The following is a 23,571-nucleotide window of genomic DNA, read 5'->3' as shown; positions in this document are numbered from 1 at the left end:
CGGTTGGCCGGACTCCAAAGATAACCTCACCGGCTGCCGACCGACCGGCGCCCGGACACCCGGACACCGTCCGCGCCGACCACCCGCAGCGCGGCCAGCCGACCCGAGATCACCACCGGCGGGACGCCGACCCCGGGCGTGGTGCCGCAGCCGGCCAGCACCACGTTGTCCACGCCGGGCACCAGGTTCCGCGGCCGGAATGGTCCCGTCTGGGCGAAGGTGTGCGCCACCGAGAACGGCGTGCCCTCCGCGAGACCGGCCGCGGCCCAGTCCGCCGGGGTCACCAGCTTGCGCAGCTCGATGGCGTCGCCGAAGCCGGTCAGGCCGCGGTCCTGCAGCACCCGGACCAGCTCGTCGCGGTAGATCGGGCCGATCCGGGACCAGTCGACCGGTCCGGTGCGCAGGTTCGGCGCGGGGGCCAGCACGGAGACCTGTTGCCTGCCCGCGGGCGCCATCGCCGGGTCGGTCGCGGTGGGGCGGGTGACCAGCAGCGACGGGTCGCCCATCAGCAGGCCGCGGCGGGTGATCTCGTCGAAGGTCTCGGCCCAGGCGGCGCCGAAGAAAACCGTGTGGTGGTCCAACACATCCCATGAACGGGTGACACCCGTGTGCAGGACAACCGCCGACGGGGAGTAGCGCAGCCGGAGCGGCCTGCGCGGCGTGACGCCGAGCAGCCGGTAGGCCGCCTGCAGGTCGGCGGTGAGCACGACCGCGTCGCACGGCACCCGCTCGCCCGCCGTGGTCCGCACCGCCCGCACCCTCGACCCGACCCGCTCCAGCCAGGCCGCGCTCGTGCCGTACCGGAACCGCACGCCTGCGCGGGCCGCCGCGTCCGCCATCGCCTCCGCGACCGCCCCCACGCCGCCGCGCGGGAAGTACACGCCCGCCACGGTGTCCATGTAGGCGATCACCGCGTACGCCGCCAGCGCCCGGTTCGGCGCGACCCCGGCGTAGAGCGACTGGAACGAGAACAACCGGCGCAACCGGTCGTCGGACAGGTACCGCGCGACCGCCGGGCCGAGCCTGCCGAAGCCGCCCAGCGCGGTCAGCCGCGCCAGGTCCGGGACCAGCAGGTCCAGTGGCGAGTCGAAGTTCGTGTCGATGAACCGGTCCCGCTGCACCCGGTACAACCTGGTCAGCCAGGACCGCAGCCGCAGGTAGCCCGCCGCCTCGAGCGGACCGGCGACCCGGCGGACCTCCTCGGCCATGGCGTCGGCGTCGGTGTGCACGTGGACCGTGCTGCCGTCGGCGAAGTGCGCCCGGTACGCCGGGTCGAGCTTGATCAGGTCGAGGTCGAGGGACGCGCCGACCGCGGCGAGGGCCTCCTCGACCAGTTCCGGCATGGTGAGCACGGTGGCGCCGGTGTCGACCGTGTACTCGCCCAGCCGTTCCCGGCGGACCCGGCCGCCCGGGGTGGACGCGGACTCCAGGACGGTCACCTCGCGGCCCGCGCCCGCCAGGTGCAGCGCGGCGGCCAACCCGGCCAGCCCGGCCCCGACGACCACGACGTGGTCGGTGCGCCCGGGGATCGCCCGCGTCCCGGCCATCGCTAGCTGGTCCTCCTGGTCGCCGCGACGGCCAGCCCGGCCAGCACCCCGCCCGCCGGGTCGGCCAGGTCGACGGAGGTCAGCGCGCGCATCGCGGTGTCGGTCAGCTCGTCGATGCGGTGTTCCGACTCGGCGACGGCACCCAGGTCGACCAGCAGCTCGCGCACCCGTTCGACGGTCGCCGAGTCGAGGTCCTCGTCACCCAGCGCACCTCTGAGCAGGCTCGCGTCGGCCGGCCTGCCCGCCGCGTCCGCCCGGCGCAGACCCACCGACATCAGCAGCGTCCGCTTGCCCTCGCGCAGGTCGTCGCCTGCGGGCTTGCCGGTGACGTCGGTGTCGCCGTACATGCCGAGCAGGTCGTCGCGCAGTTGGAAGGCCACGCCGATGTCCGCGCCGAACGCCCGCAGCGCGGCGGTCACGTCCTCGTCGGCGCCGGCCAGCGCGGCACCCATGTGCAGCGGCCGCTCCACCGTGTACGCGGCGGTCTTCATCCGGGCCACGCTCAACGCCGCCTCGGCGGACTCGTCGCCCTTGGCCTGGGTCAGCACGTCCAGGTACTGGCCCGCCAGCATCTCCGCGCGCATCGCCTGCCACGGCACCAGTGCCGCCGTCCGCCGCTCGACCGAGAGCCCGGAGCCGACGTACATGTCGTCCGCCCAGGCCAGCGCCAGGTCGCCGAGCAGGATCGCGGCCGCGGCGCCGAACCGGTCCGACGCGCCCAACCAGCCCCGCTCCCGGTGCCGGGCGGCGAACTCCACGTGCACGGTCGGTTTGCCCCGGCGCACCGCGGAGGCGTCCATCAGGTCGTCGTGCACCAGCGCGCACGCCTGGATCAGTTCGAGGGCGCTCACCGCGCGCAGCACCGCCTCGGCCTCCTGGCCGTCCCCGGCGCCACCCGCGCCGCGCCATGCCCACCAGGCGAACGTCGGCCGGATCCGCTTGCCGCCGCCGAGCACGAACGCCGCCAGCGACTCCACCGCCGACCCGAACGACGGCGCCATCTCGGCCATGCCCGCGTGCCGCGCGGCGAGGTAGTCGGCCAGGGCCCGTTCGACGTGTGCCGCCGGGGCGGCGTCTATGGAATTGTCGATCACCGGGGTAGGCCGCACCCGCCTATCGTCCGCCGTGCCGCGGCCGTCCGGGCAGCGGGGGTCGCCGAGTGTGACCGAACCCGCCCGCGCTACTCCGGTGGTGGCCCACCCTTCGGGAGGCGCGTCCCACGGGCCGGGAGGCCGCTAGGCTGGTCGGCATGACGACCGTGGTGCAGCGCATCCGCGTGGCCGGGCCGGTGTTCTCCGTGGAGTTCATGCCGCCCCGCGACCACGCCGACGAGCAGCGGCTGTGGAACGCGATCCGGGAGCTGGAGGGGCTGGACCCGGCGTTCGTGTCGGTCACCTACGGGGCGGGCGGCTCCAGCCGGGACCGCACCATCCGCACCACCGGCCGCGTCGCCCGTGAGACCACCCTCGTCTCGATGGCGCACCTGACCGCCGTCGACCACTCCATCGCCGAACTCCGCAACGTCATCGGCTGGTACGCCGCCCTCGGCATCCGCAACATCCTGGCCCTGCGCGGCGACCCGCCGGGCGACCCGAACGGCGACTGGGTCCCGCACCCCCAGGGCCTGCACTACGCCGACGAACTGGTCCGCCTGGTCCGTGAACTGGGCGACTTCTGCGTCGGCGTCGCCGCCTTCCCCTACGGCCACCCGCGTTCCAACGACCTGGACGTCGACACCGACAACCTCGTCCGGAAGTTCACCGCGGGCGCCGACTTCGCCATCGCCCAACTCTTCTTCGAGCCCGAGGACTTCCTCCGGCTCCGCGACCGCGTCACCGCCCGCGGCTGCGAGGCCCCGCTGCTGCCCGGCATCATGCCGATCACCACCCGCAAGACCCTGGCCAAGATGGTCGAACTCTCCGGCGCAGACGTTCCCGCGCGCATCGCGGATCGCCTCAACCGCCACGCGGAGGCGGCCGCGTTCCGGGCCGAGGGGATCGACCTGGCGACGGAGATCAGTGCTCGGCTGCTCCAGGAAGGCGTGCCGGGCCTGCACTTCTACACGTTCAACCGGTCCAAGGCGACCAAGGAAGTGGTGCACCGCCTCGGCCTGGTCCCGGCCCGCACCTGACGGGCCGGAACCGGCTCGAGCCGGTCAGCCGAAGAAGACCTCGGCCTCGGCGTAGCGCTCCAGCGGCACCGTCTTCAGTTCGGCGGTCGCCTCGGACAGCTTGACCCGCACGATGTCGGTGCCCTTGAGCGCCACCATCACCCCGAAGTCGCCGTCCGCCACCGCGTCCACCGCGTGCAGGCCGAACCGGGTGGCCAGGACCCGGTCGTACGCCGTGGGGGTGCCGCCGCGCTGGACGTGCCCCAGGACGACCGCGCGCGACTCCTCACCGGTCTGCTGCGCGATCTCCTCGGCCAGCCAGGTGCCGACCCCGCCCAGCCGGACGTGGCCGAACGAGTCCTTCTCACCGGTCAGCAGCACCTCGTTGCCGCCTTCGGGCAGCGCGCCCTCGGCGACCACGATGATCGGCGCGTACTGCCGCTCGAACCGGCGCTGCACCCATTCGATGACCTTGCGCACGCTGAACTCGCGCTCCGGCACCAGGATCACGTTCGCGCCACCGGCCAGCCCGGAGTGCAGCGCGATCCAGCCCGCGTGCCGACCCATGACCTCCACGACCAGCGCCCGGTGGTGCGACTCGGCGGTGGTGCGCAGCCGGTCGATCGCCTCGGTCGCGATGTGCACGGCCGTGTCGAAGCCGAAGGTGTAGTCGGTGGCGCCGAGGTCGTTGTCGATGGTCTTCGGCACGCCGACCACGCCGATGCCGTCGTCGGTCAGCCGCTTGGCGACCCCCAGGGTGTCCTCGCCGCCGATCGCGATCAGCGCGTCCACCCCGTGCTCGGCCAGCACCGCGCGGATGCGCTCCGGGCCGTCCGCAACCTTGTACGGGTTGGTCCGCGACGAACCCAGGATCGTGCCGCCCCTGGTGAGGATGTCCTCGACGTCGTCGAGGCCGATCGGCCGGTGGTCGCCCTCCAGCGGGCCCTTCCAGCCGTTGCGGAACCCGACGATCTCCCAGCCGTGGGCCTCGATCCCCTTGCGCACGACCGCCCGGATGACCGCGTTGAGCCCGGGGCAGTCGCCGCCCCCGGTGAGTACGCCGACCCGCATGACTACCGACCTTCCCCGAGCGTGTACCAGTGATGGGCATCACTGCTTCTCCGCGCCCAGGGTGCCGGCAACTGAATCGGTATAGCAAGCAAGGTCGACAGCTTACTTTCCGTTGCGCTGCCGCCACTGTGCGTCGATCACCCGCCAGCGGACCAGGTTGTGCCGGGCGTCGGCCAGCGCGTCGTGCGCGTCGTCCGGCGGCGGGGGCAGCGTCGGCTTGCCCGCGTCCTCCCAGCGTTGCCGCAGCTCTCGGGTGAACCGCGGGACCACCCGGGGCAGCGCGGGCATCGCACCCCACAGTTGGCCGAGCACCACGTGGTCGTACGCGCCGAACCACGCCCACAGTTCGATCTTGTCCCGGGCGTGCGGCGGGGTGAGGAACTCCAGCAGCCTGCGCCGCAACTCCGCCCGGTCGCACCACGCCTTGTCCGCGGGCGAGGGCAGCTTGTCCAGCACGTTGGCCCGCACCCACGGCCCGGCCCGGTCCGGGTCGAACTCGGTGGAGACCGCGTAGAACTCGCGCCCGTCCTCGTCGACGACACCGATCGACACCAGGTCGATGGTCGTTCCGTCCTCGATGAACTCGGTGTCGTAGAAGAACCTCACCGAGCGAGCCTAGGCCACTTGCGTCGTGTGGATACTCATCGACATGCGAAAACGGGCTCTGGCGGCCGTTCTGGTCGCGTTGGCCGCCGGGTGCGGCGGACCGGCCGCGCCGACCGGGGTGCCGCTCACCAGGGTTGATCTTCCCGGTGAGCCCGTGACGCTGACCGCGTACGGCGACTCGCTGCTCATCGGCACGCACCGCGAAGGCCAACCGGTCGTCCCCGGCCTGCTCCGCCGCGATCCGTCCGGCGCGGTGACCGAGATCCCGCTGACGACGGCCACCCCGTACGGCAAACTCGCCCGCTGGACCGCGATCGACACCGACGGCACCCGGGTGGTGGCCATCGGCGGCGAACGCGGCGGCGCCCACGGCAACGTCCGCTGGAGCGTCTGGGACGGCACCGCGGCCGGTCTCGTCGAGAAGCGCCAGGGCTTCAGCACCTTCGGCGGCTACGGCGCGGGCGACCTGACCGGCGTCATGATCACCCCCAGCACCCCCGCCGTCGTCGGCGGCTGGGAGAACCCCACCGCGGGCTTCGACATCGCCGACTGGCTGCCCACCGGCGACGACTGGATCCGCCAGCCCACAACGGGAACGGCCCTCGAATCGACCGCCCAGCACCTGCCGTTCCCGATCGCCGCCACCCGCTACGGCCCCGGAATCCTCGTCGTCGGCTGGGAGTTCGCCAACGGCGTCGTCACCCCCACCGCCTGGCACGCCCCCACCGGCGCCACCGGCTGGACCAAAACCCCGTTGCCCGCAGGCGGCCCCGGCGCCGCGATGTCCGTCCACTGCACCGATTCCGGCTGCGTGGCCGCGGGCCGGGTCAACGGAAAACTCGCCCTGTGGCGCCTGACCGGCGACACCTGGACCCCACTCCCCGACCCACCCGCCATCCCGGTGGGCGACCAGGACGTCCTCGCCGCCCCCGTCGAGACCGACGGCGCCGTGATCCAGTTCGCCGCGGACGGCAACCAGGTCAAAGCCTTGCGCCTCACCGGGAACACCTGGACCGCGCACACCCTCACCGGCCCGACCGGCACCCCCACCGCGACCCTGGCGTTGGGCCCGACCACCTTCCTCGTCTCCGGCGGCACACTGTGGACGACCCAGGCCACGGCACTGCGCTGATCCGCGCTGATCAGCCCGCCTCGGTCTCCGGGACGCGCTCGTGGGAGCGCTGGGCCGGGAGGTGGAGCTCCTTCGCCTTGGCCGCGTACATGTCGACGTACTCCTGGGTGGAGAGTTCCATCAGGGCGTACATGATCTCGTCGGTGATGGAGCGTTCGACGAAGCGGTCGCCTGCGAGGCCGTCGTAGCGGGTGAAGTCGAGGGGTTCGCCGATCTTGACCCGGATCGGGTACGGGCGCCACAGCGTGGAGCCGATCGGGTTGGCCTTGTCGGTGCCGATCATGACGACCGGGATCACCGGGACCCCGGCCTCCAGCGCGATCCTGGCGACGCCGGTCTTGCCCTTGTACAGCCGCCCGTCCGGGGAGCGGGTGCCCTCGGGGTAGATGCCGACCAGGTGGCCCTCGCGCAGCAGCCGGATCACCGTGTCCAGGGCCGCCTGGGCCGCGGAGCCGCCCGAGCGGTCGATCGGGATCTGGCCGACGCCGGTGAAGAACCACTTCTTCAGCTTCCCCTTGACGCCCGGCGCGGTGAAGTACTCCAGTTTCGCCGGGAAGGTCACCCGCCGCGGCACCACGAGCGGGAGGAAGAACGAGTCGGACACGGCGAGGTGGTTGCTGGCCAGCAACGCCCCGCCGGTCGTCGGCACGTTCGCCAGGCCCTCGACCCTCGGCCGGAAGAACAGCCGCAGGACGGGGCCGAGGAAGACCCGCTTCATCAGCCAGTACAGCATCCGGTCCTCCCGCGCTTCGGCCACCCTGGGTCATCCGAGCCTACGAACGTCCCGCCGTTCGGCACAACGGACGCGCACCGGCACGACACGCGGGCGATCTCCCGAGACGCGCCGGGCACGAGCGGCTCGATTCGTGCGACGATGGCCGTACCCCCACCACCGGTCGGCATCATTCTTGAGGAGGGGCAGGTGCCCGTCGAGGAAGGCCTGCGCTTCGCGCACGACGGTTCGACCGAGGTCGGTGTGCTGCTCAGCCACGGGTTCACCGGGTCACCGATCAGCATGCGGCCGTGGGCCGACCGGCTCGTCGCCGAGGGCTACAGCGTGCGGTTGCCGCTGCTGCCCGGCCACGGCACCACCTGGCAGGAGATGAACCGCACGGTCTGGACCGAGTGGTACGCGGAACTGGAAACCGCGTTCGCCGAGCTGACCGACCGCTGCGCCACCGTGTTCGTGTTCGGCCTGTCGATGGGCGGGGCGCTGTGCCTGCGGCTGGCCGAGGAGCACGGGTCGCGGGTGGCCGGGCTGGTCCTGGTCAACCCGTCCGTGCTGTCGCTGCGCCGGGCCATCCGGCTGCTCCCGCTGCTGTCGCGGATCGTGCCATCGGTCACCCCGATCGCCAACGACATCGCCAAACCCGGGGTCAGTGAACACGCCTACCCCCGCACCCCGTTGCGCGCGCTCGCGAGTCTGGCCAAGCTGTGGGAGACGGTGCGCCGGGACCTCCCCAGGGTCGACCAGCCGGTGCTGCTGCTGCGCTCGGCGGTGGACCACGTCGTCGAGCCGGAGAACGCCGCCGCGATCCTGGGCGGCGTCTCCAGCGGCGACGTCACCGAGGTCGTCCTGGAGAACAGCTACCACGTCGCCACCCTCGACCACGACGCGCCGGTGATCTTCGACCGCAGCGTCGAGTTCGTCCGGCGGGTGCGTGCCGAGCGGGCGGGTGATCGGGTGTGAAGAGTCGTCCCGGTGACGGACCCGAGGACGTCGACGCCGCCTTCGCGGCCATCGTCGCCGACCTCCGCCGCGAGGGCGTCGGCCTGGACGCGGACCTCCCGGCCGAGCTCCGCGCCCCCCAGGAACCCACCGACCCGGCCCCGCCGCCCGCCGCGCCCGCGACCGCGACGTGGCGCAGCCACGAGACCGAGATCGACTGGGCCAACGAGAACGAGCACGAGCACTACGAGCCGCCGGAACCGCCGCCACTGCCGAGGTTGCGGCCGCTGACGATCGTGGCGCTGGCGGCCCTGGTCGGCGGGGTCCTGCTGCTGGCCCTGTCGAGCCTGCTGGACCTGGACGCCCGCGTCACCACCCCGGCCGCGCTGGTCTGCCTCGCGCTCGGCATCGGTCTGCTGCTGTTCCGCGCCCGCAAGACGCCACCCACCGGCGACGACGACAACGGCGCCCAGGTCTAGCCCGTCCGGTCCGGCCCGTCCGGGTTTACCGGCCCGGGGCGGCGAGCCTGGCCAGCCGCCGCGGGGTGGGCCAGCGCACGTCGTGCACCCAGCCGAACCGCTCGAAGATCCAGATCACCCTGGCGGAGACGTCGACCTGGCCGCGGCGCACGCCGTGCCGGGCCGAGGTGGGGTCGGCGTGGTGCAGGTTGTGCCACGACTCGCCCATGGACAGGATCGCCAGCGGCCAGAAGTTCGCCGACCGGTCCCGGCTGGCGAACGGCCGGTCGCCGACCATGTGGCAGATCGAGTTCACCGACCACGTCACGTGGTGCTGCAGGGCGACCCTGGCCAGCCCGGCCCACAGGAACCCGGTCAGCGCGCCCCACCACGACCAGGTGATCAGGCCGCAGAGCAGCGCGGGCAGGCCGACGCTGAGCGCGACCCAGAGCGGGAACAGCCGGTCGACCGCGCGCAGGTCGGCGTCGGCGGCCAGGTCCGGGGCGAACCGGTCCACGTTCGTGCGGTCCCGGCCGAACAGCCAGCCCATGTGCGCGTGCCAGAAGCCCCGCACCAGGGCGACCGGCGAGGTGCCGAACAGCCACGGCGAGTGCGGGTCGCCCTCCCGGTCGGAGAAGGCGTGGTGGCGGCGGTGGTCGGCCACCCAGGTGATCACCGAGCCCTGCGCGGCCAGGCCCCCGGCCACCGCCAGCGCGATGCGCAGCGGGCGGTTCGCCTTGAAGGCGCTGTGCGTGAAGTAGCGGTGGTAACCCACCGTGATGCCCAGCGTGGACACCGTGTAGAACGCCGCCGCGACGGCGACGTCCACCCAGCCGATGCCCCACCCCCACGCGACGGGCACGACGGCGAGCAACGCCAGGAACGGGACGAGCAGGAAGATCCGGATGGTCACCAGTTCGGCGCGGCCCGCCTGCTCGGCCAGCAGGGGTTTCGCGGGCGGCCGGGGTTTTTCGACGGTGGGGGTGGCTGTGGTCATGTTTCGCCTTGCTCGGGGGAGGGCGTGTCGCCCGCGGTCGAGTCCCGCGGCGGCGCACGTCGGTCTGGGTCGGGCTGGGGTCGGGCTGGGTCGGTCTGATCGCCAGGACGGCACCCGGTGCCGGAAGAGGACCCGCGGTTGCCGCGGACTCGGCTGACAGGGGCGGGAACGCTGCCGGGGTCCACCCGGTCGGCCTGCGCTCGGTTGACCGCCTGCACCCGACGGTACGCGGGTCGCCACGCGCGGGCCACGCGGCGTGGTCACACCCGAAATCACCGTTCGTGGGTTAGACTGGGCGCGAGGGACTGTTGACCGCCCGCACCTTGTGGGCGCTTTCCCGTTTCACCGGCCGTTGACGCCACCCTGTTTCCCAGCGCGTACCGCGCGGATTTCGCCTTGGCCGCTGCTTGAGTACCACCGGGTGCCGCCGAGCCGTTGAGCAGTCCGATGTGGTCGCCAGAGCACCCAGAGCACATGGCGCGACGCCGCCACAACCGAACCCCACCGAGGGAGATCACGTGAACCCACCACCGACCGCACCGCGGGCACCGGCTCGATCCGTGCTGTTCAGCCATCCGACCACTGAGGACCACGCGGCGCCCGAGGTCGCGGGCCGCACGCCCCTGCCCAGGTTCCTGACGTCCAGCGGCGAACACGTGCCGCACCCCGCGGACCACGACGGCGGTGGGAAGACCGCGTGACCGCTTCCCGAGTGGACCCGCGGACCTCCGCCGTCCGACTCCGGCGGTGGCACCCGGACGACGCGCCCGCCGCGCTGCGCGTCTACGGCGGATCGGCGGCCCACCAGGTGCGTGACGTGGTCGACATGCGGGCGCGGCTGGTGCGGTGGAACGCCGACCAGCACTCCCCGTACCTCGGCCACTGGGCGCTGCTGCGCCGGGGCGAGAGCACGCCGGTCGGCGGGGCCGCGCTGCTGCCGCTGCCGCCGGGCGACGAGGACCTGGGGATCACCTGGCAGTTCGGCCACGACGGCGACGGCGGTGCCCACGGCGATCTGGACGATCGTGACGACCTGGCCGCCGAGTGCGTGCACGCGCTGGCCGACTGGGCCTTCGCCCACGGCGCGGACGAGGTGTTCGCGGTCGTCGCGGACGGGGTGGCGGAACCGCCCGCGGTCCGCCGCAACGGCATGTCCTGGGTGGGCGAGACGACGAAGTACTTCGGGCGGAAGACCCAGGTGTACCGGCTGCGGGTGGCCGACCTCGACCCCGGTGCCGCCGACAGCGTGCGGGTGTGACCGGCCGTGGACGCCCCCGGCGAACGTCCACGGCCGGGTCAGACGAGGCGGATCAGCGGATCAGATGACGCGGACCGAGCAGGCGTGCCTGCCGTTGCGACCGGTCCCGACCTGGAACTCGACGGACTGCGCCGCGGCCAGCCGGGCCGGGTTGTAGTCGTGGATCTGTGAGCGGTGCACGAACAGGTCGGCCCCGCCCGCGGCCGGGACGATGAACCCGTAGCCCCTGGCACCGTTGAACCACCGCATGGTCCCGGTCGCCACGTCCGGGCTCATTCGGTCCACCACTGGGCGCCATGGGCGCTCGTGGCGGGTTTGACCGGGGCGGCGGGCGGCGCGGGCGGCTGCGGGTCGGTCAGCCCCAGCATGTCCAGCAGCGCGTGCCGGTCGTCGAGGTCGAGCGAGTGGCCGACGACGGTACGGGCGGCCCGCCGTTGCTGCACGGCCTCGCTGAGGTCGGCATCGGCGCGGGTGGTGGCGAACCCCACGGCCGCCGCAGGCGGTCGGCCCGTTCGCGTCCAGCGCGAACCATCCGCACCGGCGGTGGGAGGAGAGGGTGGCGACACGAACTGGCGTTCCGGCGACAAGCCGGCACTCCTGTCCCCGGGCCCGAGAGTCCTGCCCGGATTCAACCAGGGGGTGTGCGGGCTGATGCCTGCACCACGAACCCTGGTGGTCGACCGTACCAGCCGCGGACCACTCGACCGGTCGACGAACTCCGGGTCGAGCCGCTAGAACCGGCTGACGGTCGGCGGTCCGGCCAGGCGGACGCTGCGGCGGTGGGAGAAGAACGCCAGGGCGAGGACCAGCAGCGACACGCCGAGGGCCGAGGCGCCGACGATGGCCACCCACTTGCTCCAGGACACACCGGACTGGTCGGTGTACTGCACGGTGGCGTCGAACTCGGTGACCGCGCCCGCCTTCGGCTTCCAGGTGACCGTGCCGTTGTCGTTGACGCCGTTGGTGCGGGTGACGCTGCCGGGGAACGAGATCTTGATCTGCACGTCGGAGCGGTCGGCCGGGAGCTCGGTGAGGTCGACCGAACCGGAGACGGTCACCAGGTCGCCCGCGCGGCGGAAGCCGACGCGGTACTGCTTGCCGCCGCTGATGGTGTCGCTCAGGACGGTGATCTCGGCGAAGCTGAGGCCCTGGAAGGACACGGTCTGCCCGACGTACCCGTCGGCGCTGTAGATCTGGGTGCGCACCTTGCCCTTGAGCTCCGGGGCGATGGTCAACGCCGGGCCCGAGTCGCCCTGTTTGCCGGGCAGGGCGGCGATCACGATCTGCCCGGACACCAGGTCGTCCTCGGACAGGGCGAGCGCCGCCTGCACCCGCACGCACCCCGAAAGGGTCACCAGCGCGATCAAGGCGAGCGGGATCATGGCCGCCCACCTGCGCAAACGGGGTCGGGGTGGTCGCTTGGCGTGGTACACGCGGCCATCCTGCCGGCATCGTCCACCGCGCTCGCCGCCGACTGTTGGGTAACGTTCGGGCATGGCGTCCTCCCCACACGACGGTGTGCACGAGATCTGCGACCGCTACGTCGACGACATCGCCGCCGCGGATCCGATCCTGGCGACGGTCCTCGGTGTCCCGGGCAGCGGCGGCGACCTGCCGGACCTGTCGCCGGACGGGGTGGCGCGGCGGGGCGAGATCGCGCGGGCCGCCGCGGCCGCCATCGCGGTCGCCGAGCCGTCCGACGTCGGCGCGGCCAACGCCAAGGCGGTGTTCGCCGAGCGGGTCGGGCTGCAGGTGGAGCTGTACGACGCGGGCGAGCGGCTGGCCGAGCTGAACGTGATCACGTCGCCCCCGCAGGACGTCCGGCAGGTGTTCGACCTGATGCCGACCGACACGGCCGACGACTGGGCCGTGGTCGCGCGGCGGCTGACGAAGGTGCCCGCCGCGCTCACCGGCTACCGCGCGTCGCTGCTGGAGGCGGCCGGACGCGGCCACGTCGCCGCGCTGCGCCAGGTCACCAAGGTCGCCGAGCAGTGCCGCACCTGGGCGGGCGCGAAGGGCGGGTCGTCGTTCTTCGCCGACATGGTCGCCAAGGCCGACGTCGACGGGGGTCTGCGCGCCGACCTGGACTCCGCCGCCGCGACCGCCGCGACCGCGTACGCCGAACTGGCCGAGTTCCTGACCGCCGAACTCGCCCCGAAAGCCCCCACCGAGGACGCCGTCGGCGAGGAGCGCTACCGGTTGTGGTCGCGCGAGTTCACCGGCGCCCGCCTCGACCTGGTCGAGGCGTACGAGTGGGGCTGGGCCGAGTTCGCCCGGCTGGAAGCGGAGATGAAGGAGGTCGCCAACCGGATCTCCCCCGGGGCGACCATCGCCGAGGCCGCCGCCGCGCTCGACGCCGACCCCCGGTACCAGGTGCGCGGGCAGAAGGCGCTCGAAGAGTGGATGCAGCGGCTGTCCGACCAGGCCCTGACCGACCTGCGCGGCGTCCACTTCGAGATCCCCGACCCGGTGATGCGCCTCGAATGCCGCATCGCCCCACCCGGCGGCAGCGTCGGCGCCTACTACACCGGCCCCACCGACGACTGGTCCCGCCCCGGCCGCATGTGGTGGTCGGTTCCCGCCGACCGCGAGGACTTCTCCACCTGGCGCGAGGTCACCACCGTCTACCACGAGGGCGCCCCCGGCCACCACCTGCAGATCGCCACCGCCGTGCTGCAGGCCGCGAGCCTCAACCGGTTCCAGCGGCTGCTCGCCTGGGTCCCCGCGTACGGCGAGGGCTGGGCCCTCTACGCCGAACGCCTCATGCGCGAGTTCGGCTACCTCTCCGACGACGGCGACCTGCTCGGCATGCTCGACGCGCACATCTTCCGCGCCGCCCGCGTCATCGTCGACATCGGCATGCACCTGAAACTGGAAATCCCCCGCGGCGCGGGCTTCCACGAAGGCGAGCGCTGGACCCCGGACCTCGGCCTGGAGTTCATGCTCACCCGCACCATCACCGACCCCACCCACGTCCACGACGAGATCGACCGCTACCTCGGCTGGCCCGGCCAGGCCCCCACCTACAAACTCGGCGAACGCCTCTGGCTGCAAGCCCGCGACGAGGTCAAATCCCGCCGCGGCGCCGACTTCGACCTCAAGACCTTCCACCAGAACGCCCTCGAAATGGGCGCCATGGGCCTCGACACCCTCCGCGAACGCCTGGCCGCCTTGTAGCCGCCGACCTGGTCGGGTCCTGCAGGCTCCGAGCCCCCGCGTGCCGAGCCTGCAGGGGCGTTGAACCGGGTCATGTCCGGCACCACTTGCTCCGGTGACCATCGCGAACCAGCCGGAACCACGCCCCACCAGGCAACTCTCGATTCGCCGCGCCGGATTTTCACCCTTCCGGGCTACACAAGTTATCCACAGGTAGCCCCCCGCGACGCGCTGGCGAAGATCCACTGTCGGGCAGGGGCGGTAGACTGGCCTCGGGGACGCCCCCCGGGAAGGGTGGGGGCCGCCCGGGGGTGGGGGGGGTTCCCGGCGAAGCGGGTTTGCGCTGGGCGGGGTGGGGGTTCCGGGTGGGCGTGGCGGTAGGCCCGGAAAACCGGCCCCCACCAGGCAAAGCTCTCGATTCGCCGCGCCGGATTTCACCCTTCCGGGCTACACAAGTTATCCACAGGTAGCCCCCCGCGACGCGCTGGCGAAGATCCACTGTCGGGCGGGGGCGGTAGACTGGCCTCGGGGACGCCCCCCGGGAAGGGTGGGGGCCGCCCGGGGGTGGGTGGGGTTCCCGGCGAAGTGGGTTTGGGCTGGTTGGGATGCCGGGTGGGTGGGGTGATGTCGCGGACCCGGTGTGGTCGGTTCTCGCGGGGCCGGTGGCTGTGGAGCGGAGCGGCGAGCCGTTGGGGAGCCGGGATGTGTTGGGGGCGGGGGCTGTGGAGCGTCACATGGCGGTGTCGGCGCGCTTGGTCGGAAAGGGGGATGTTCAGCAGGCTGAGGTTCGAGTGGCGGGGCGGGCCTGAGTGGGGTGGACTGAGTGGCATGGTCACCCGATCGAAGGACTGGTGGGCGCTCGGTGGGTTCGGGCTGTTGAGCTACGGGGTTGCCGCGCTCGGGGCGCTGGCGACGACCGGCAACGTGGATGGGTGGTACGCGAGCGCGGGCAAGCCCGGTTTCACGCCGCCCAACTGGCTGTTTGGTCCGGTATGGACAGTCCTCTACGGACTGATCGCGGTTGCCGGGTGGGTGGTGTGGCGGCGGCGGGATCGGGGTGGGTTGGCGCTCTGGGGGGTGCAGTTGGGGCTCAACCTGATCTGGACGCCGATGTTCTTCGCGTGGCGGTGGTTGTGGCCCGCGTTCGTGGTGATCGTGTTGTTGGACGTGGCGGTGGCCGCCACGATCGTTCGGGGTCGGCGGGTGGTGGGGTGGTTGTTGGCGCCGTACCTGGGGTGGATCTTGTTCGCGTCGGCGCTCAATGCCGGGGTGGCGGCGCTGAATTAGAGTGCGGCCATGGACGAACTGCTCTGGGCGGGTGCGGACGCCCAGGCCCGTGCGTTGCGTGATGGTTGGGTGAGCGCGCCCGAGTTGTTGGAGTTGGTCCTGCGGCGGGCGGGCGAGCTCGCCGGGACGCTCAACGTGTTCCGCACTGTCTACACCGAATCGGCCCGTGCGGCCGCTGAGGCGGCTCAGCGCAGGTTGGAGGCGGGTGAGCGGCTGCCGTTGCTGGGGGTGCCGGTGGCGGTGAAGGACGACTTGGACGTGGCGGGGGATGTCACGGCGCAGGGCGGCCGTCCGCAGTTCCCGGTGGCCGAAGAGGACAGTGCGGCGGTGGCGTCGTTGCGGGCGGCGGGTGCGGTGATCGTCGGGCACACGCGGACGCCGGAGCGGTGTCTGTGGCCGTTCACCGAGTCGCGGTCCACCCACCCGACCCGCAACCCGTGGCATCCCGGGCGCACGCCGGGTGGGTCGTCCGGTGGGTCGGCGGCGGCGATCGCGGCGGGGATCGTGGGGGCGGCGACGGGGTCGGACGGTGGTGGGTCGGTGCGGATACCGGCGGCCGCGTGCGGGGTGTTCGGGTTGAAGACGAGCCGGGGTGTGGTCGCGTCGAGACCTGGTGGCTGGCAAGGGCTTTCGACGGTCGGGGCGCTGGGGCGCAAGGTGGTCGACGCGGCGTTGTTGCTCGACGGGCTCACCGGCGGTGAAGCCCGCTACCGGTCGGCCGCCGACGTCGTCCCGGAGCCGACCCGGATCGCGCTGGCGTTGCGGACTCCGCTGGGGGCGCCGCCGCTGGCCCCGGCGTACCGGCGTGGCGTGCTCGACGCGGTGGCCGCGTTGCGCGGCCTCGGTCACACGGTCGTGGCGGCGGATGTGCCGTTGGGTGCCCGGCCGACGCCGCAGTTCGTGGTCCGGTACCTGTGTGGGGTGGCCGAGGACGTCGCCGGGTTGCCGCACCCGGAGTGGTTGGAGCCGCGGACCCGGCGCATCGCCGCGATCGGTCGCCGGGTGCCGGGGCGGGTGCTGCGGTGGGCCCGCGCCGCCGAGGACGACCTGCACGAGCGGATGGCGGCCTTCCCGTTCGAGGTGATCTTGCAGCCGGGGTGGACCCGGACACCGCCCGAGGTCGGCCTGTTCCGCGGCGCGGGGTTGGTCCGGACCTGGCTCGGGGTCAGCGCGCGCATCCCGTACTTCCCCACGTGGAACGTCCTCGGTTATCCCGTTGCCGCGCTGCCGGTGGGACGTGACGATGTCGGGGTGCCCATCGGCGTGCAGTTGATCGGCAGGCCCAACTCCGAGCGGACGCTGTTGTCCCTGTCCGGCCAGTTCGAGGGGGTTCGACCGTGGTCACAGGACAGACCTGCCCTGTGACGGTCCACGAACGCCTGACCCGGCGCTATGGGACGTCCGTGTCGCCGTGGCTGGCAGCCCTGCCGCGCAGGCTCGACGAGCTCGCGGAGACCTGGGACCTGCGCTTGGCTAGGCTGTGCATTTGGGGGCTTTGCTGCGGGTTGATCGTGGGGTGAGGGGTCTCTGGACCTCGCTGCGCTCGGGGTTCGGCCTGGTCGCCTGGCGGCGACGCCGGCCTCGGGCGCCAGATTTTGCGGGCTGTGCCCGCTGGGGTGAAGTTGTTTTGTTTGGGGCCCCTAGCGGTGGCCTGGGTAAGGCTAAAAGGCGGGGCCACTGGAAAGACGTGGCCTTACCCGCCAGCCGGCTTAGGCCACCGCTCCCCCCAAACAAAACAACTTCACCCCAGCGGGCGGTTGGTATCGGCGGGTTCCGAGGCGCGCGGGGCGGGTTGGCTGCCCCCGTCGATGGGAGGGCTGGTGGTGATCGACCCGGCGGGCACCCTGGGCGACCCGGAGTTCGACGCGGTCGACTACGTCCTCGGCGCGGCCGACGTCGCGGCCCGGTGCGCGGACCTGGCGGCGATCACCGACCTGTCCGCCGAGCGGCTGGACGGCTGGTGCCGGGCGATGGCGCCGTTGGTCGCGATCGGGCAGCAGAGACTCGGACGTCCGATTGACCACCTGGTGGAATATCTCGATCTTTAGCGCACCGAATTGGGTGCCTCGTCGACCAACGCACCGATGTCCAGGTATGCGGCGAATGTGCCCAACCAGTGTTCGGCGGCATAACCGAAACCGAATACGTAGCGCCAGCCCGCCTCGTGGTGGGCGCGTTCGGCGGCACGGGCCAGTGCGGCGTAGCGGTGTCCGTCGGGCAGGCCGTCGGCGATGCCGCGCCACGCCCAGGCGCGGGAGAGCGCGAGCCCGGCGAGGTGGGAGCCGTGCGGGTCGGTGGGGTCGTCGACCGGGACGGGGGCGCGCAGGTCGGCCCAGCGGGCGGCGGTCAGGTCGGGGAGGAAGGCGTCGAGCCAGGCCGCGAAGTCGTCCGGGCGGAGTACCCGGCGCATCAGGTCGGCCTCGGTGAGGGCCGGGGAGAGGAAGTCGGCGGCGCTGGGTTCGATGCCGCCGTAGTCGCGGTCAGCGAGGTGGAACCGCCTGGTCGCGGCCTCGCAGGCGGTCGCGAGCTCGGTGTCGCCGTTGGCCCGAGCGGCGTCGAGGACGAGTGAGATCGCGAACGCGGAGTTGGTGTGGGTGCCGACCCTGGTGGGCCACCGCGCGGTGGCGAGCCAGGTCAGCCAGCGCGTGCGGACGGCCACCACCAGCGGGGATAACGCTTGCGCCCAGCGCGCTCCGGTGGCGGACGAGCGACACTCCGCGTCGAGGAGGAGCAGCCACGCCCAGCCGTAGGGGCGCTCCCAGAACGCCCCCTGACTTGTGCCGAAGAACCCCGCCTCGACGGCCGCGCCCCCGGGGGTGATCAACCCGTCCAGGACGGTCTCGGCGGCGCGGTCGGCCTGCGGGAACAGACGCAGGATTCGCACGGCCAGCCAGGTCTGGTGCACGCACGAGTGCCAGTCGAACGAGCCCGCGAACACCGGGTGCAGTGCCCGCTGCGACACCAGGTCATCCGGTGATTCGACCAGGTGGATCCAGTGCACGGGGTAGTCGCGGCCGATGTTGGCGATCGCGGTGTCGAGCAGTCGGCGGGCGGTGTCGACGTCGAGTCCGGGGCGCGGGTTCGCGGTGGCGGTCATCGGCGCATCTTGCCGAACGCAATTGCGGGTGGGCAGTGCTGTTACGTTTTTCCGCCAGTTCGCACCGGGTGTGAAATATTGCGTCCCGCCGCCCAACCGGCGGCGGTGAACTCGTAGTCTGGTCACGTGAACTGGACCGTCGATGTGCCGGTGGACACCCTCCCGGAACTCCCGCCGCTACCGCCCGCTCTGCGCACCCGACTCGACGACGCCCTGTCCCTGCCCGCCGCCCAGCAACCCGAGTGGCCCGACGGCGAGCAGGTCCGCCAGGTGCGCACGGTGCTGGAGAGCGTGCCGCCGATCACCGTGCCCGCCGAGATCGACCGCCTGCACCGGCGGCTCGCCGAGGTCGCCAACGGCAAGGCCTTCCTGCTGCAGGGTGGCGACTGCGCGGAGACCTTCGCCGACAACACCGAGCCGCACATCCGCGGCAACATCCGCACCCTGCTGCAGATGGCCGTGGTGCTCACCTACGGCGCCAGCCTGCCGGTGGTCAAGGTCGGCCGGATCGCGGGCCAGTACGCCAAGCCCCGCTCCGCCAAGACCGACGCGCTCGGCCTGCCGGTCTACCGCGGCGACATCGTCAACTCGCTGGTCGCCACGCCCGAGGCCCGCGTCCCCGACCCGTCCCGGATGATCCGCGCCTACGCGAACGCGGGCGCCGCGATGAACCTGCTGCGCGCCCTCACCGGCGCCGGTATGGCCGATCTCACCAAGGTCCACGACTGGAACCGGGACTTCGTCCGCACCTCGCCCGCCGGGGAGCGCTACGAGGCGCTGGCCACCGAGATCGACCGGGGCCTGCGGTTCATGCAGGCCTGCGGCGTCGAGGACTCCTCGCTGCACAGCGTCGAGGTGTTCGCCAGCCACGAGGCCCTGCTGCTCGACTACGAGCGCGCCCTGCTCCGGATGGACAACTCCGGCCCGGACGCCAAGCTGTACGACCTGTCCGCGCACTTCCTGTGGATCGGCGAACGCACCCGCCAACTCGACGGCGCGCACGTCGCCTTCGCCGAACTGCTGTCCAACCCGATCGGCCTCAAGATCGGCCCGACCACCACCCCGGAAATGGCGGTCGAGTACGTCCACCGGCTCGACCCGCGCAACGAGCCGGGCAGGCTCACCCTGATCAGCCGCATGGGCAACGGCAAGGTCCGCGACGTCCTCCCCGCCATCGTGGAGAAGGTCGAGGCCTCCGGCCACCGCGTCATCTGGCAGTGCGACCCCATGCACGGCAACACCCACGAGTCCTCCACCGGCTACAAAACCCGCCACTTCGACCGCATCGTCGACGAGGTCCAAGGCTTCTTCGAGGTCCACCGCCGCCTCAACACCCACCCCGGCGGCATCCACGTGGAGTTGACCGGCGAAGACGTCACCGAATGCCTAGGCGGCGCCCAAGAAATCTCCGACGCCGACCTCGCAGGCCGCTACGAAACCGCCTGCGACCCCCGCCTGAACACCCAACAGTCCCTAGAACTCGCCTTCCTCGTCGCCGAAATGCTCCGCTCCTAGCACCACCTCGACAAACGGCGGTGGCCCAAGCACCTGGGCCACCGCCGTTTTCGTACGTCCAGACCTCAAGCCTCCACAAGGGACACCACGTGGATCAGGTCGCCGTGCTGCCGCTTCCCGGGCAGGTCTCCCCGTTCTGGTCTTGGTGCGAGTTCACCGTGTCGCCCGACTTGGATGCCGCCGCTTGCCCACACACCGGGCAGTAACCGCCACCGGCCATCGCTGGTCATCCCCTCTGCTTGGTCACGATCTTCTCGGGTTGGGCGTGGTCGTCCCCACCCGCAGGCGAAGTGCTCGTAATCAGAAGTTCGACCACCACCCCATCGGTGAAGGTGACCTTCTGCACGCGGCCCGCTTTCCCATGGTCGACCGATTCGACCGACTTCACCTCCGGGTGCGCCCGCACCTGGTCGCCGATCAGATCGCGCAGTCGCTGGTTGCGCACCTCAGCTCACCACGCCTCTCGGGGAACGCGGTAGTCAGCCGACGCCGGGATGCCGGGACCGGTCACCCGGTACACCTGCACCGTGCTGACCGCCCCGTTGGCGTGCTCGACCCGCACGATGTTGTGGTTGTGCGGCTCCGTTTCCGAACCCGCGCCCTTGCTGATGTCCTGCACCACCGTCAACTCGTCGTGGTCGAGGGCGGTCAGATCCGCCGTCAACCACTCCGCGAATGCTTTGAGCTTCACCCCGGAAGTCTCCCACAAGGTTCCTTGGCCATTCCATTTCTCGACATCGACGACCACCGGCCGCCCATTCCCCGAACACAGCTCAGACCAGTGCCGCCGCCAGGACGGCCGCGCCGATCATGCCCGCGTGGTCGGGATAGGTGGCTGGGCGGACAACGGGGTAGGGCCGGTGCCCCGCGCCGGTGAGCAGGTCCCGCAGGCGGCTGGTGGCCTCGGGAAGGAAAAGGTCCGCGGACACCGACACGCCACCCCCGAGCGCGATGGTGTCCGGGTCATAGGCGTCCGCGGCGAGGGCCAACCCTTCCGCGAGCCAAGCAGCAAGGTCAGCAACAGCAGCACGCGCCACCGGGTCACCTTCACGAGCGGCCGCAGCGACCGTGCGACCAGTGGGGTGCGACCCAAGCACAGTAGGAGTCCCGCCCGCCGCGAGGTCCTGGGCCACCGCTGCCAAAGCGGTGCCGCTGCAGTACCGCTCCCAACAGCCCCGCTTGCCGCACGGACAGGTCCGCCCCGCCGGCACAAGACGGAGGTGGCCGAGTTCAGGGGCAACTCCGTGAGCCCCGCGATAGATCTCCCCGTCAAGGATGAGGGCCGCTCCGATCCCCGTACCAAGGGCGATGAGCAGCCCAACCCGGCTACCGGCAAGCGCCCCAAAGCGATGTTCGGCGACCCCCGCCGCGTTGGCGTCGTGTTCGAGCACGACCGGCAGGCCGATCCGCGCCGCGATCCGGTCGGCAACGGCGACGTCCCGCCACGGCAGGTGCGGCGCGAACATCACGGTCCTGCGGTCGGCGGCGACGAACCCGGCGACGGCGAGCCCAACCGCGTCGACGTCGTGGTCCGCCCGCAACCGCGCGATCACCCCGCAGATCTCGTCTTCCAGCGCCTGTTCGGTGGACCGGGTGTGGCCGCGAGCAGTCGCCACGACGCGGCCTGTCCCGTCGACCACCCCGGCCCGGACGCTGGTGCCGCCGACGTCGATGCCGATCGTGGTCATCGGGGTGCCCGGCGCACGGGGATGTGCTGCACCCGGCCCGATGGCGGGGGCTCGGGCCGGAACCCGGGCATGTGCGGTTCCCCCGGCTGCCACCGGTCGGCCAGCACGGCCCGCAGCAGCGCCACCAGGTCCGCCAGCCGTTCGACGGTCTTGGCCGCCAGTTCGTTCGGTTCGCCGCGCAGCACGGCGGCCACCGCACACACCGGGCACGACTGGCAGCGCTCGTCCGGGTACTCCGCCGCGGCGACCTGGTCCAGCCACGGGCCGACCCGGTCCGCGACGGCGGCGAGCAGCAGCGACACCTCGTCGGCGAGTCTGCTGCCTGGGTCTTGCGCGACCACGGTCGGTCCTTCCGGCCTTGTCATCGGTGTCGGTCACGGTATAACCGCACGATGCGCGCGGCAGGACGACCCCGGTTCAGTCCACGGGGGTGAACCGGAGGATGAGGCCGGTGTCGTCGGCCTCGGCGTCGGTGATGGTGTGGTGGCGCAGGGCGAGCGGGACGGGGATGAGCGTGCGGACGCCGTCGACGGTGATGGCGAGGTCGTCGTCGATCCGGGCGAGGTCCGGCGCGGTGCCCGGGGGGAGCGGGACGGCGATCCGCAGCACCTGGTCGGGCGGGTCGGCGGTGATCGCGAGCAGCGGCCCGTGCCCGGTGCGGACGGCGAGCGGGTCGGTGTCGCCGTAGAGTTCGTCGGCGACGGCGAGCAGGGCTGGGAGGCCGATCGGCTCGCCCGCGCGGTGTTCCACCCGCGCCACCGGCAGTAGACCGTCCATTTCAGACAGGACAGTGTCCTGTTCGGACCGTCGGGTGCGCAACCAGGCCGCCGCCGGGCCGTGCCAACGGCGGGCGCGCGGGACGACCCTGTTGGCGATCAACGAGTCGACCGGGATTCCGCGCAGGGTGAGCGCGGCCAGGGTGCGCCGGGTTTCCGCGGCCACCAGGCGTTCCGGGGTCAGCACCAGGCGGACGGCGGTGGCGGGCGAGGTGAGCAGGGACCGCAGGCCTGCCAGGTGGTCGGCCAGTTCGGCGGCGACCGCGGCGGCGGCGCGGAGGTCCGGGATGATCCGGACCCGCGCCAGGTAGCCCGCCACCGCTTCCGGCAGTGCCAGCAGCCGCAGGGTTTCCGCGGTCGGGCCGCAGTCGACGACGACGGCGTCCCAGGTGCCGGTTCGGGCGAGCCGGGCCACCTCGGTCAACGCCAACAGCTCGTCGACTCCCGGTAGGACGGTCAGCTCCTCGGCGTCGAGGGTGTCCAGGCCGAGTCCGGTGGCGAACCGGGCGACATGGGTTCGCAGCGACGGCCACGACCGGTCGACCAGGGCGCGCGCGTCGATGTGCGCGGCGACCAGCGCCGTGTCCACTTCGGAGGGTTCGGGTCCGAGTGGGACGGCCAGCGCATCGGCCAGCGAGTGCGCGGGGTCGGTCGAGACGACCAGGGTCTGCCTGCCGCGGGCGGCGATCCGGGCGGCGGTGGCCGCGGCGAGGGTGGTCTTGCCGACGCCACCCTTGCCGGTGAACAGCAGGAGCCGCACTCAGCCCCGCTCGACCCGGCGCTTGAGCTCGCGCAGCGCGGTGTCCATGATCATCTTCTCCGCCTTGCGCCGGAACAGGCCGATCATCGGCACGGCCAACTGCACCGACAGGGTGTAGGTGACCGTGGTCCGGTCGCCGTCCTGGGTGAGCGCGTAGCGACCGTGCTGCGACCGCTGCATCTGCCCCTTGACCAGGGTCCAGTCCACCGCGGTTCCGTCGTCGGACCAGGTGTAGGCCAGCGTGTAGGAGTCCTTGACCGGACCGGACTCGATGGCGAACGCGACCTGTTCGGCCCGGCCGCCCGCGTCCCGGGACAGCACCTCGACCCCGGTGAACGCCTTCGCCCACTCGGGGTACGCCGCGAAGTCCGCGATCACCGCCATGATCCGGTCGGCGGGCGCGTCGACGACGATGGACTGGGTGGACTCGTCGGCCATGACCGG

The 23,571-nt window shown here is 72.2% G+C and carries 27 protein-coding genes; 11 read left to right on the top strand and 16 right to left on the bottom strand.

All coding sequences use genetic code 11. The features are described from left to right. Window positions 1-26: 26 nt before the first annotated feature. Window positions 27-1,547 carry a phytoene desaturase family protein gene (gene crtI, locus H504_RS32975; RefSeq protein ID WP_035303100.1) on the bottom strand — a complete coding sequence of 507 codons (1,521 nt, stop codon included), beginning with the start codon at window positions 1,545-1,547 and terminating at the stop codon, window positions 27-29. A 2-nt stretch (window positions 1,548-1,549) separates the two neighbouring features. Continuing rightward, a complete protein-coding gene (locus H504_RS0102595) occupies window positions 1,550-2,656 on the bottom strand; it encodes a polyprenyl synthetase family protein (RefSeq protein WP_245614042.1) in 1,107 nt (368 codons plus the stop codon). 140 nt (window positions 2,657-2,796) lie between these two features. On the opposite strand from H504_RS0102595, the gene metF reads away from it, so the two are divergent. Next, on the top strand, window positions 2,797-3,678 hold the full coding sequence (metF, locus tag H504_RS0102590) for a methylenetetrahydrofolate reductase [NAD(P)H] (protein ID WP_026421487.1): 882 nt from the start codon (window positions 2,797-2,799) through the stop codon (window positions 3,676-3,678). A gap of 24 nt (window positions 3,679-3,702) precedes the next feature. Here the strand turns inward: metF and H504_RS0102585 are convergent, their stop codons facing one another. Further along, window positions 3,703-4,728: a 6-phosphofructokinase gene (locus H504_RS0102585; protein WP_026421486.1), complete on the bottom strand. Its 1,026-nt coding sequence runs from the start codon at window positions 4,726-4,728 to the stop codon at window positions 3,703-3,705. A 102-nt stretch (window positions 4,729-4,830) separates the two neighbouring features. Then, window positions 4,831-5,334 carry a polyadenylate-specific 3'-exoribonuclease AS gene (locus tag H504_RS0102580; protein ID WP_026421485.1) on the bottom strand — a complete coding sequence of 168 codons (504 nt, stop codon included), beginning with the start codon at window positions 5,332-5,334 and terminating at the stop codon, window positions 4,831-4,833. A 43-nt stretch (window positions 5,335-5,377) separates the two neighbouring features. Here H504_RS0102580 and H504_RS32970 point away from each other — a divergent pair, with 43 nt between their 5' ends. Continuing rightward, window positions 5,378-6,466: a hypothetical protein gene (locus tag H504_RS32970; RefSeq protein ID WP_051385420.1), complete on the top strand. Its 1,089-nt coding sequence runs from the start codon at window positions 5,378-5,380 to the stop codon at window positions 6,464-6,466. Between the two features lie 10 nt (window positions 6,467-6,476). Here H504_RS32970 and H504_RS0102570 read toward each other — a convergent pair whose 3' ends face one another. Then, window positions 6,477-7,199 (bottom strand): lysophospholipid acyltransferase family protein, encoded by a 723-nt coding sequence (locus H504_RS0102570; protein ID WP_026421484.1) that lies wholly within the window; start codon window positions 7,197-7,199, stop codon window positions 6,477-6,479. A gap of 189 nt (window positions 7,200-7,388) precedes the next feature. On the opposite strand from H504_RS0102570, the gene H504_RS0102565 reads away from it, so the two are divergent. Continuing rightward, a complete protein-coding gene (locus H504_RS0102565) occupies window positions 7,389-8,156 on the top strand; it encodes an alpha/beta hydrolase (RefSeq protein ID WP_026421483.1) in 768 nt (255 codons plus the stop codon). Next, the gene (locus H504_RS0102560; protein ID WP_026421482.1) at window positions 8,153-8,614 is read left to right on the top strand and encodes a hypothetical protein; all 462 of its coding nucleotides are present in this window, start codon (window positions 8,153-8,155) and stop codon (window positions 8,612-8,614) included. Before H504_RS0102565 ends, H504_RS0102560 begins: the two co-directional genes overlap by 4 nt. Window positions 8,615-8,639: 25 nt before the next feature. On the opposite strand, the gene H504_RS0102555 is transcribed toward H504_RS0102560, so the two are convergent. Next, window positions 8,640-9,590 (bottom strand): acyl-CoA desaturase, encoded by a 951-nt coding sequence (locus tag H504_RS0102555; protein ID WP_026421481.1) that lies wholly within the window; start codon window positions 9,588-9,590, stop codon window positions 8,640-8,642. Window positions 9,591-10,108: 518 nt separating this feature from the next. On the opposite strand from H504_RS0102555, the gene H504_RS0102550 reads away from it, so the two are divergent. Further along, window positions 10,109-10,291: a hypothetical protein gene (locus tag H504_RS0102550; RefSeq protein ID WP_026421480.1), complete on the top strand. Its 183-nt coding sequence runs from the start codon at window positions 10,109-10,111 to the stop codon at window positions 10,289-10,291. Beyond that, the gene (locus H504_RS32965; protein WP_051385419.1) at window positions 10,288-10,848 is read left to right on the top strand and encodes a GNAT family N-acetyltransferase; all 561 of its coding nucleotides are present in this window, start codon (window positions 10,288-10,290) and stop codon (window positions 10,846-10,848) included. Before H504_RS0102550 ends, H504_RS32965 begins: the two co-directional genes overlap by 4 nt. Window positions 10,849-10,908: 60 nt before the next feature. Here H504_RS32965 and H504_RS0102540 read toward each other — a convergent pair whose 3' ends face one another. From H504_RS0102540 to H504_RS32960, 3 genes are all read right to left on the bottom strand, one after another. After that, on the bottom strand, window positions 10,909-11,124 hold the full coding sequence (locus tag H504_RS0102540) for a cold-shock protein (protein WP_245614041.1): 216 nt from the start codon (window positions 11,122-11,124) through the stop codon (window positions 10,909-10,911). Continuing rightward, window positions 11,121-11,336 carry a hypothetical protein gene (locus H504_RS0102535; RefSeq protein ID WP_026421478.1) on the bottom strand — a complete coding sequence of 72 codons (216 nt, stop codon included), beginning with the start codon at window positions 11,334-11,336 and terminating at the stop codon, window positions 11,121-11,123. The genes H504_RS0102540 and H504_RS0102535 overlap by 4 nt, the downstream gene beginning before the upstream one ends. 243 nt (window positions 11,337-11,579) lie before the next feature. After that, window positions 11,580-12,230: an LppM family (lipo)protein gene (locus H504_RS32960; protein WP_051385418.1), complete on the bottom strand. Its 651-nt coding sequence runs from the start codon at window positions 12,228-12,230 to the stop codon at window positions 11,580-11,582. Between the two features lie 112 nt (window positions 12,231-12,342). Here H504_RS32960 and H504_RS0102525 point away from each other — a divergent pair, with 112 nt between their 5' ends. The 4 genes from H504_RS0102525 to H504_RS0102505 all read left to right on the top strand — a co-directional run bounded on the left by H504_RS0102525 (window position 12,343) and on the right by H504_RS0102505 (window position 17,339). Continuing rightward, window positions 12,343-14,025, top strand: coding sequence for a DUF885 domain-containing protein (locus H504_RS0102525; RefSeq protein ID WP_026421477.1), 1,683 nt, complete (start codon window positions 12,343-12,345; stop codon window positions 14,023-14,025). 807 nt (window positions 14,026-14,832) lie between these two features. After that, complete coding sequence (locus H504_RS0102520; protein ID WP_035303094.1) at window positions 14,833-15,291, top strand: TspO/MBR family protein; 459 nt, start codon at window positions 14,833-14,835, stop codon at window positions 15,289-15,291. Window positions 15,292-15,300: 9 nt separating this feature from the next. Beyond that, window positions 15,301-16,656 (top strand): amidase family protein, encoded by a 1,356-nt coding sequence (locus tag H504_RS0102515; protein ID WP_026421475.1) that lies wholly within the window; start codon window positions 15,301-15,303, stop codon window positions 16,654-16,656. 455 nt (window positions 16,657-17,111) lie between these two features. Beyond that, the gene (locus H504_RS0102505) at window positions 17,112-17,339 is read left to right on the top strand and encodes a hypothetical protein (RefSeq protein ID WP_026421474.1); all 228 of its coding nucleotides are present in this window, start codon (window positions 17,112-17,114) and stop codon (window positions 17,337-17,339) included. On the opposite strand, the gene H504_RS0102500 is transcribed toward H504_RS0102505, so the two are convergent. Then, entirely contained in the window at window positions 17,336-18,388 is a 1,053-nt protein-coding gene (locus H504_RS0102500) for a DUF2891 domain-containing protein (protein ID WP_026421473.1), read from the bottom strand. The two genes, H504_RS0102505 and H504_RS0102500, sit on opposite strands and share 4 nt — an antisense overlap. 126 nt (window positions 18,389-18,514) lie before the next feature. Between H504_RS0102500 and H504_RS0102495 the strand changes: the two genes are divergently transcribed. Beyond that, window positions 18,515-19,903 carry a class II 3-deoxy-7-phosphoheptulonate synthase gene (locus H504_RS0102495; protein ID WP_026421472.1) on the top strand — a complete coding sequence of 463 codons (1,389 nt, stop codon included), beginning with the start codon at window positions 18,515-18,517 and terminating at the stop codon, window positions 19,901-19,903. A 226-nt stretch (window positions 19,904-20,129) separates the two neighbouring features. On the opposite strand, the gene H504_RS0102490 is transcribed toward H504_RS0102495, so the two are convergent. The 6 genes from H504_RS0102490 to H504_RS0102465 form a co-directional block, all read right to left on the bottom strand. Beyond that, on the bottom strand, window positions 20,130-20,348 hold the full coding sequence (locus tag H504_RS0102490; RefSeq protein ID WP_026421471.1) for a hypothetical protein: 219 nt from the start codon (window positions 20,346-20,348) through the stop codon (window positions 20,130-20,132). A gap of 6 nt (window positions 20,349-20,354) precedes the next feature. After that, window positions 20,355-20,594, bottom strand: coding sequence for a hypothetical protein (locus H504_RS0102485; RefSeq protein ID WP_026421470.1), 240 nt, complete (start codon window positions 20,592-20,594; stop codon window positions 20,355-20,357). Between the two features lie 82 nt (window positions 20,595-20,676). After that, window positions 20,677-21,591 carry an ROK family protein gene (locus tag H504_RS0102480; protein ID WP_026421469.1) on the bottom strand — a complete coding sequence of 305 codons (915 nt, stop codon included), beginning with the start codon at window positions 21,589-21,591 and terminating at the stop codon, window positions 20,677-20,679. Next, complete coding sequence (locus tag H504_RS0102475; protein WP_026421468.1) at window positions 21,588-21,956, bottom strand: hypothetical protein; 369 nt, start codon at window positions 21,954-21,956, stop codon at window positions 21,588-21,590. Before H504_RS0102475 ends, H504_RS0102480 begins: the two co-directional genes overlap by 4 nt. Window positions 21,957-22,008: 52 nt before the next feature. Further along, a complete protein-coding gene (locus H504_RS0102470; protein ID WP_026421467.1) occupies window positions 22,009-23,127 on the bottom strand; it encodes an ArsA family ATPase in 1,119 nt (372 codons plus the stop codon). After that, on the bottom strand, window positions 23,128-23,565 hold the full coding sequence (locus H504_RS0102465; protein ID WP_026421466.1) for an SRPBCC family protein: 438 nt from the start codon (window positions 23,563-23,565) through the stop codon (window positions 23,128-23,130). Between the last annotated feature and the right edge of the window lie 6 nt (window positions 23,566-23,571).

Origin of the sequence: Actinokineospora inagensis DSM 44258 (genome assembly GCF_000482865.1) — a bacterium.
GTDB classification, from domain to species: domain Bacteria; phylum Actinomycetota; class Actinomycetes; order Mycobacteriales; family Pseudonocardiaceae; genus Actinokineospora; species Actinokineospora inagensis.
The sequence above is the reverse complement of the archived record's forward strand: the minus strand, read 5'-3'. Positions and strand labels throughout refer to the sequence as shown.

Excerpts from the sequence above, each read along its gene's own strand:
- H504_RS0102520 (WP_035303094.1), top strand. The coding sequence starts at position 14,833 with ATGGTCACCCGATCGAAGGACTGGTGGGCGCTCGGTGGGTTCGGGCTG.
- crtI (WP_035303100.1), bottom strand. The coding sequence starts at position 1,547 with ATGGCCGGGACGCGGGCGATCCCCGGGCGCACCGACCACGTCGTGGTC.
- H504_RS32970 (WP_051385420.1), top strand. The coding sequence starts at position 5,378 with ATGCGAAAACGGGCTCTGGCGGCCGTTCTGGTCGCGTTGGCCGCCGGG.
- H504_RS0102585 (WP_026421486.1), bottom strand. The coding sequence starts at position 4,728 with ATGCGGGTCGGCGTACTCACCGGGGGCGGCGACTGCCCCGGGCTCAAC.
- H504_RS0102480 (WP_026421469.1), bottom strand. The coding sequence starts at position 21,591 with ATGACCACGATCGGCATCGACGTCGGCGGCACCAGCGTCCGGGCCGGG.
- H504_RS0102540 (WP_245614041.1), bottom strand. The coding sequence starts at position 11,124 with ATGAGCCCGGACGTGGCGACCGGGACCATGCGGTGGTTCAACGGTGCC.
- H504_RS0102465 (WP_026421466.1), bottom strand. The coding sequence starts at position 23,565 with ATGGCCGACGAGTCCACCCAGTCCATCGTCGTCGACGCGCCCGCCGAC.
- H504_RS0102570 (WP_026421484.1), bottom strand. The coding sequence starts at position 7,199 with ATGCTGTACTGGCTGATGAAGCGGGTCTTCCTCGGCCCCGTCCTGCGG.
- H504_RS0102500 (WP_026421473.1), bottom strand. The coding sequence starts at position 18,388 with ATGACCGCCACCGCGAACCCGCGCCCCGGACTCGACGTCGACACCGCC.
- H504_RS0102515 (WP_026421475.1), top strand. The coding sequence starts at position 15,301 with ATGGACGAACTGCTCTGGGCGGGTGCGGACGCCCAGGCCCGTGCGTTG.
- H504_RS32960 (WP_051385418.1), bottom strand. The coding sequence starts at position 12,230 with ATGATCCCGCTCGCCTTGATCGCGCTGGTGACCCTTTCGGGGTGCGTG.
- H504_RS0102475 (WP_026421468.1), bottom strand. The coding sequence starts at position 21,956 with ATGACAAGGCCGGAAGGACCGACCGTGGTCGCGCAAGACCCAGGCAGC.
- H504_RS0102555 (WP_026421481.1), bottom strand. The coding sequence starts at position 9,590 with ATGACCACAGCCACCCCCACCGTCGAAAAACCCCGGCCGCCCGCGAAA.
- H504_RS0102525 (WP_026421477.1), top strand. The coding sequence starts at position 12,343 with ATGGCGTCCTCCCCACACGACGGTGTGCACGAGATCTGCGACCGCTAC.
- metF (WP_026421487.1), top strand. The coding sequence starts at position 2,797 with ATGACGACCGTGGTGCAGCGCATCCGCGTGGCCGGGCCGGTGTTCTCC.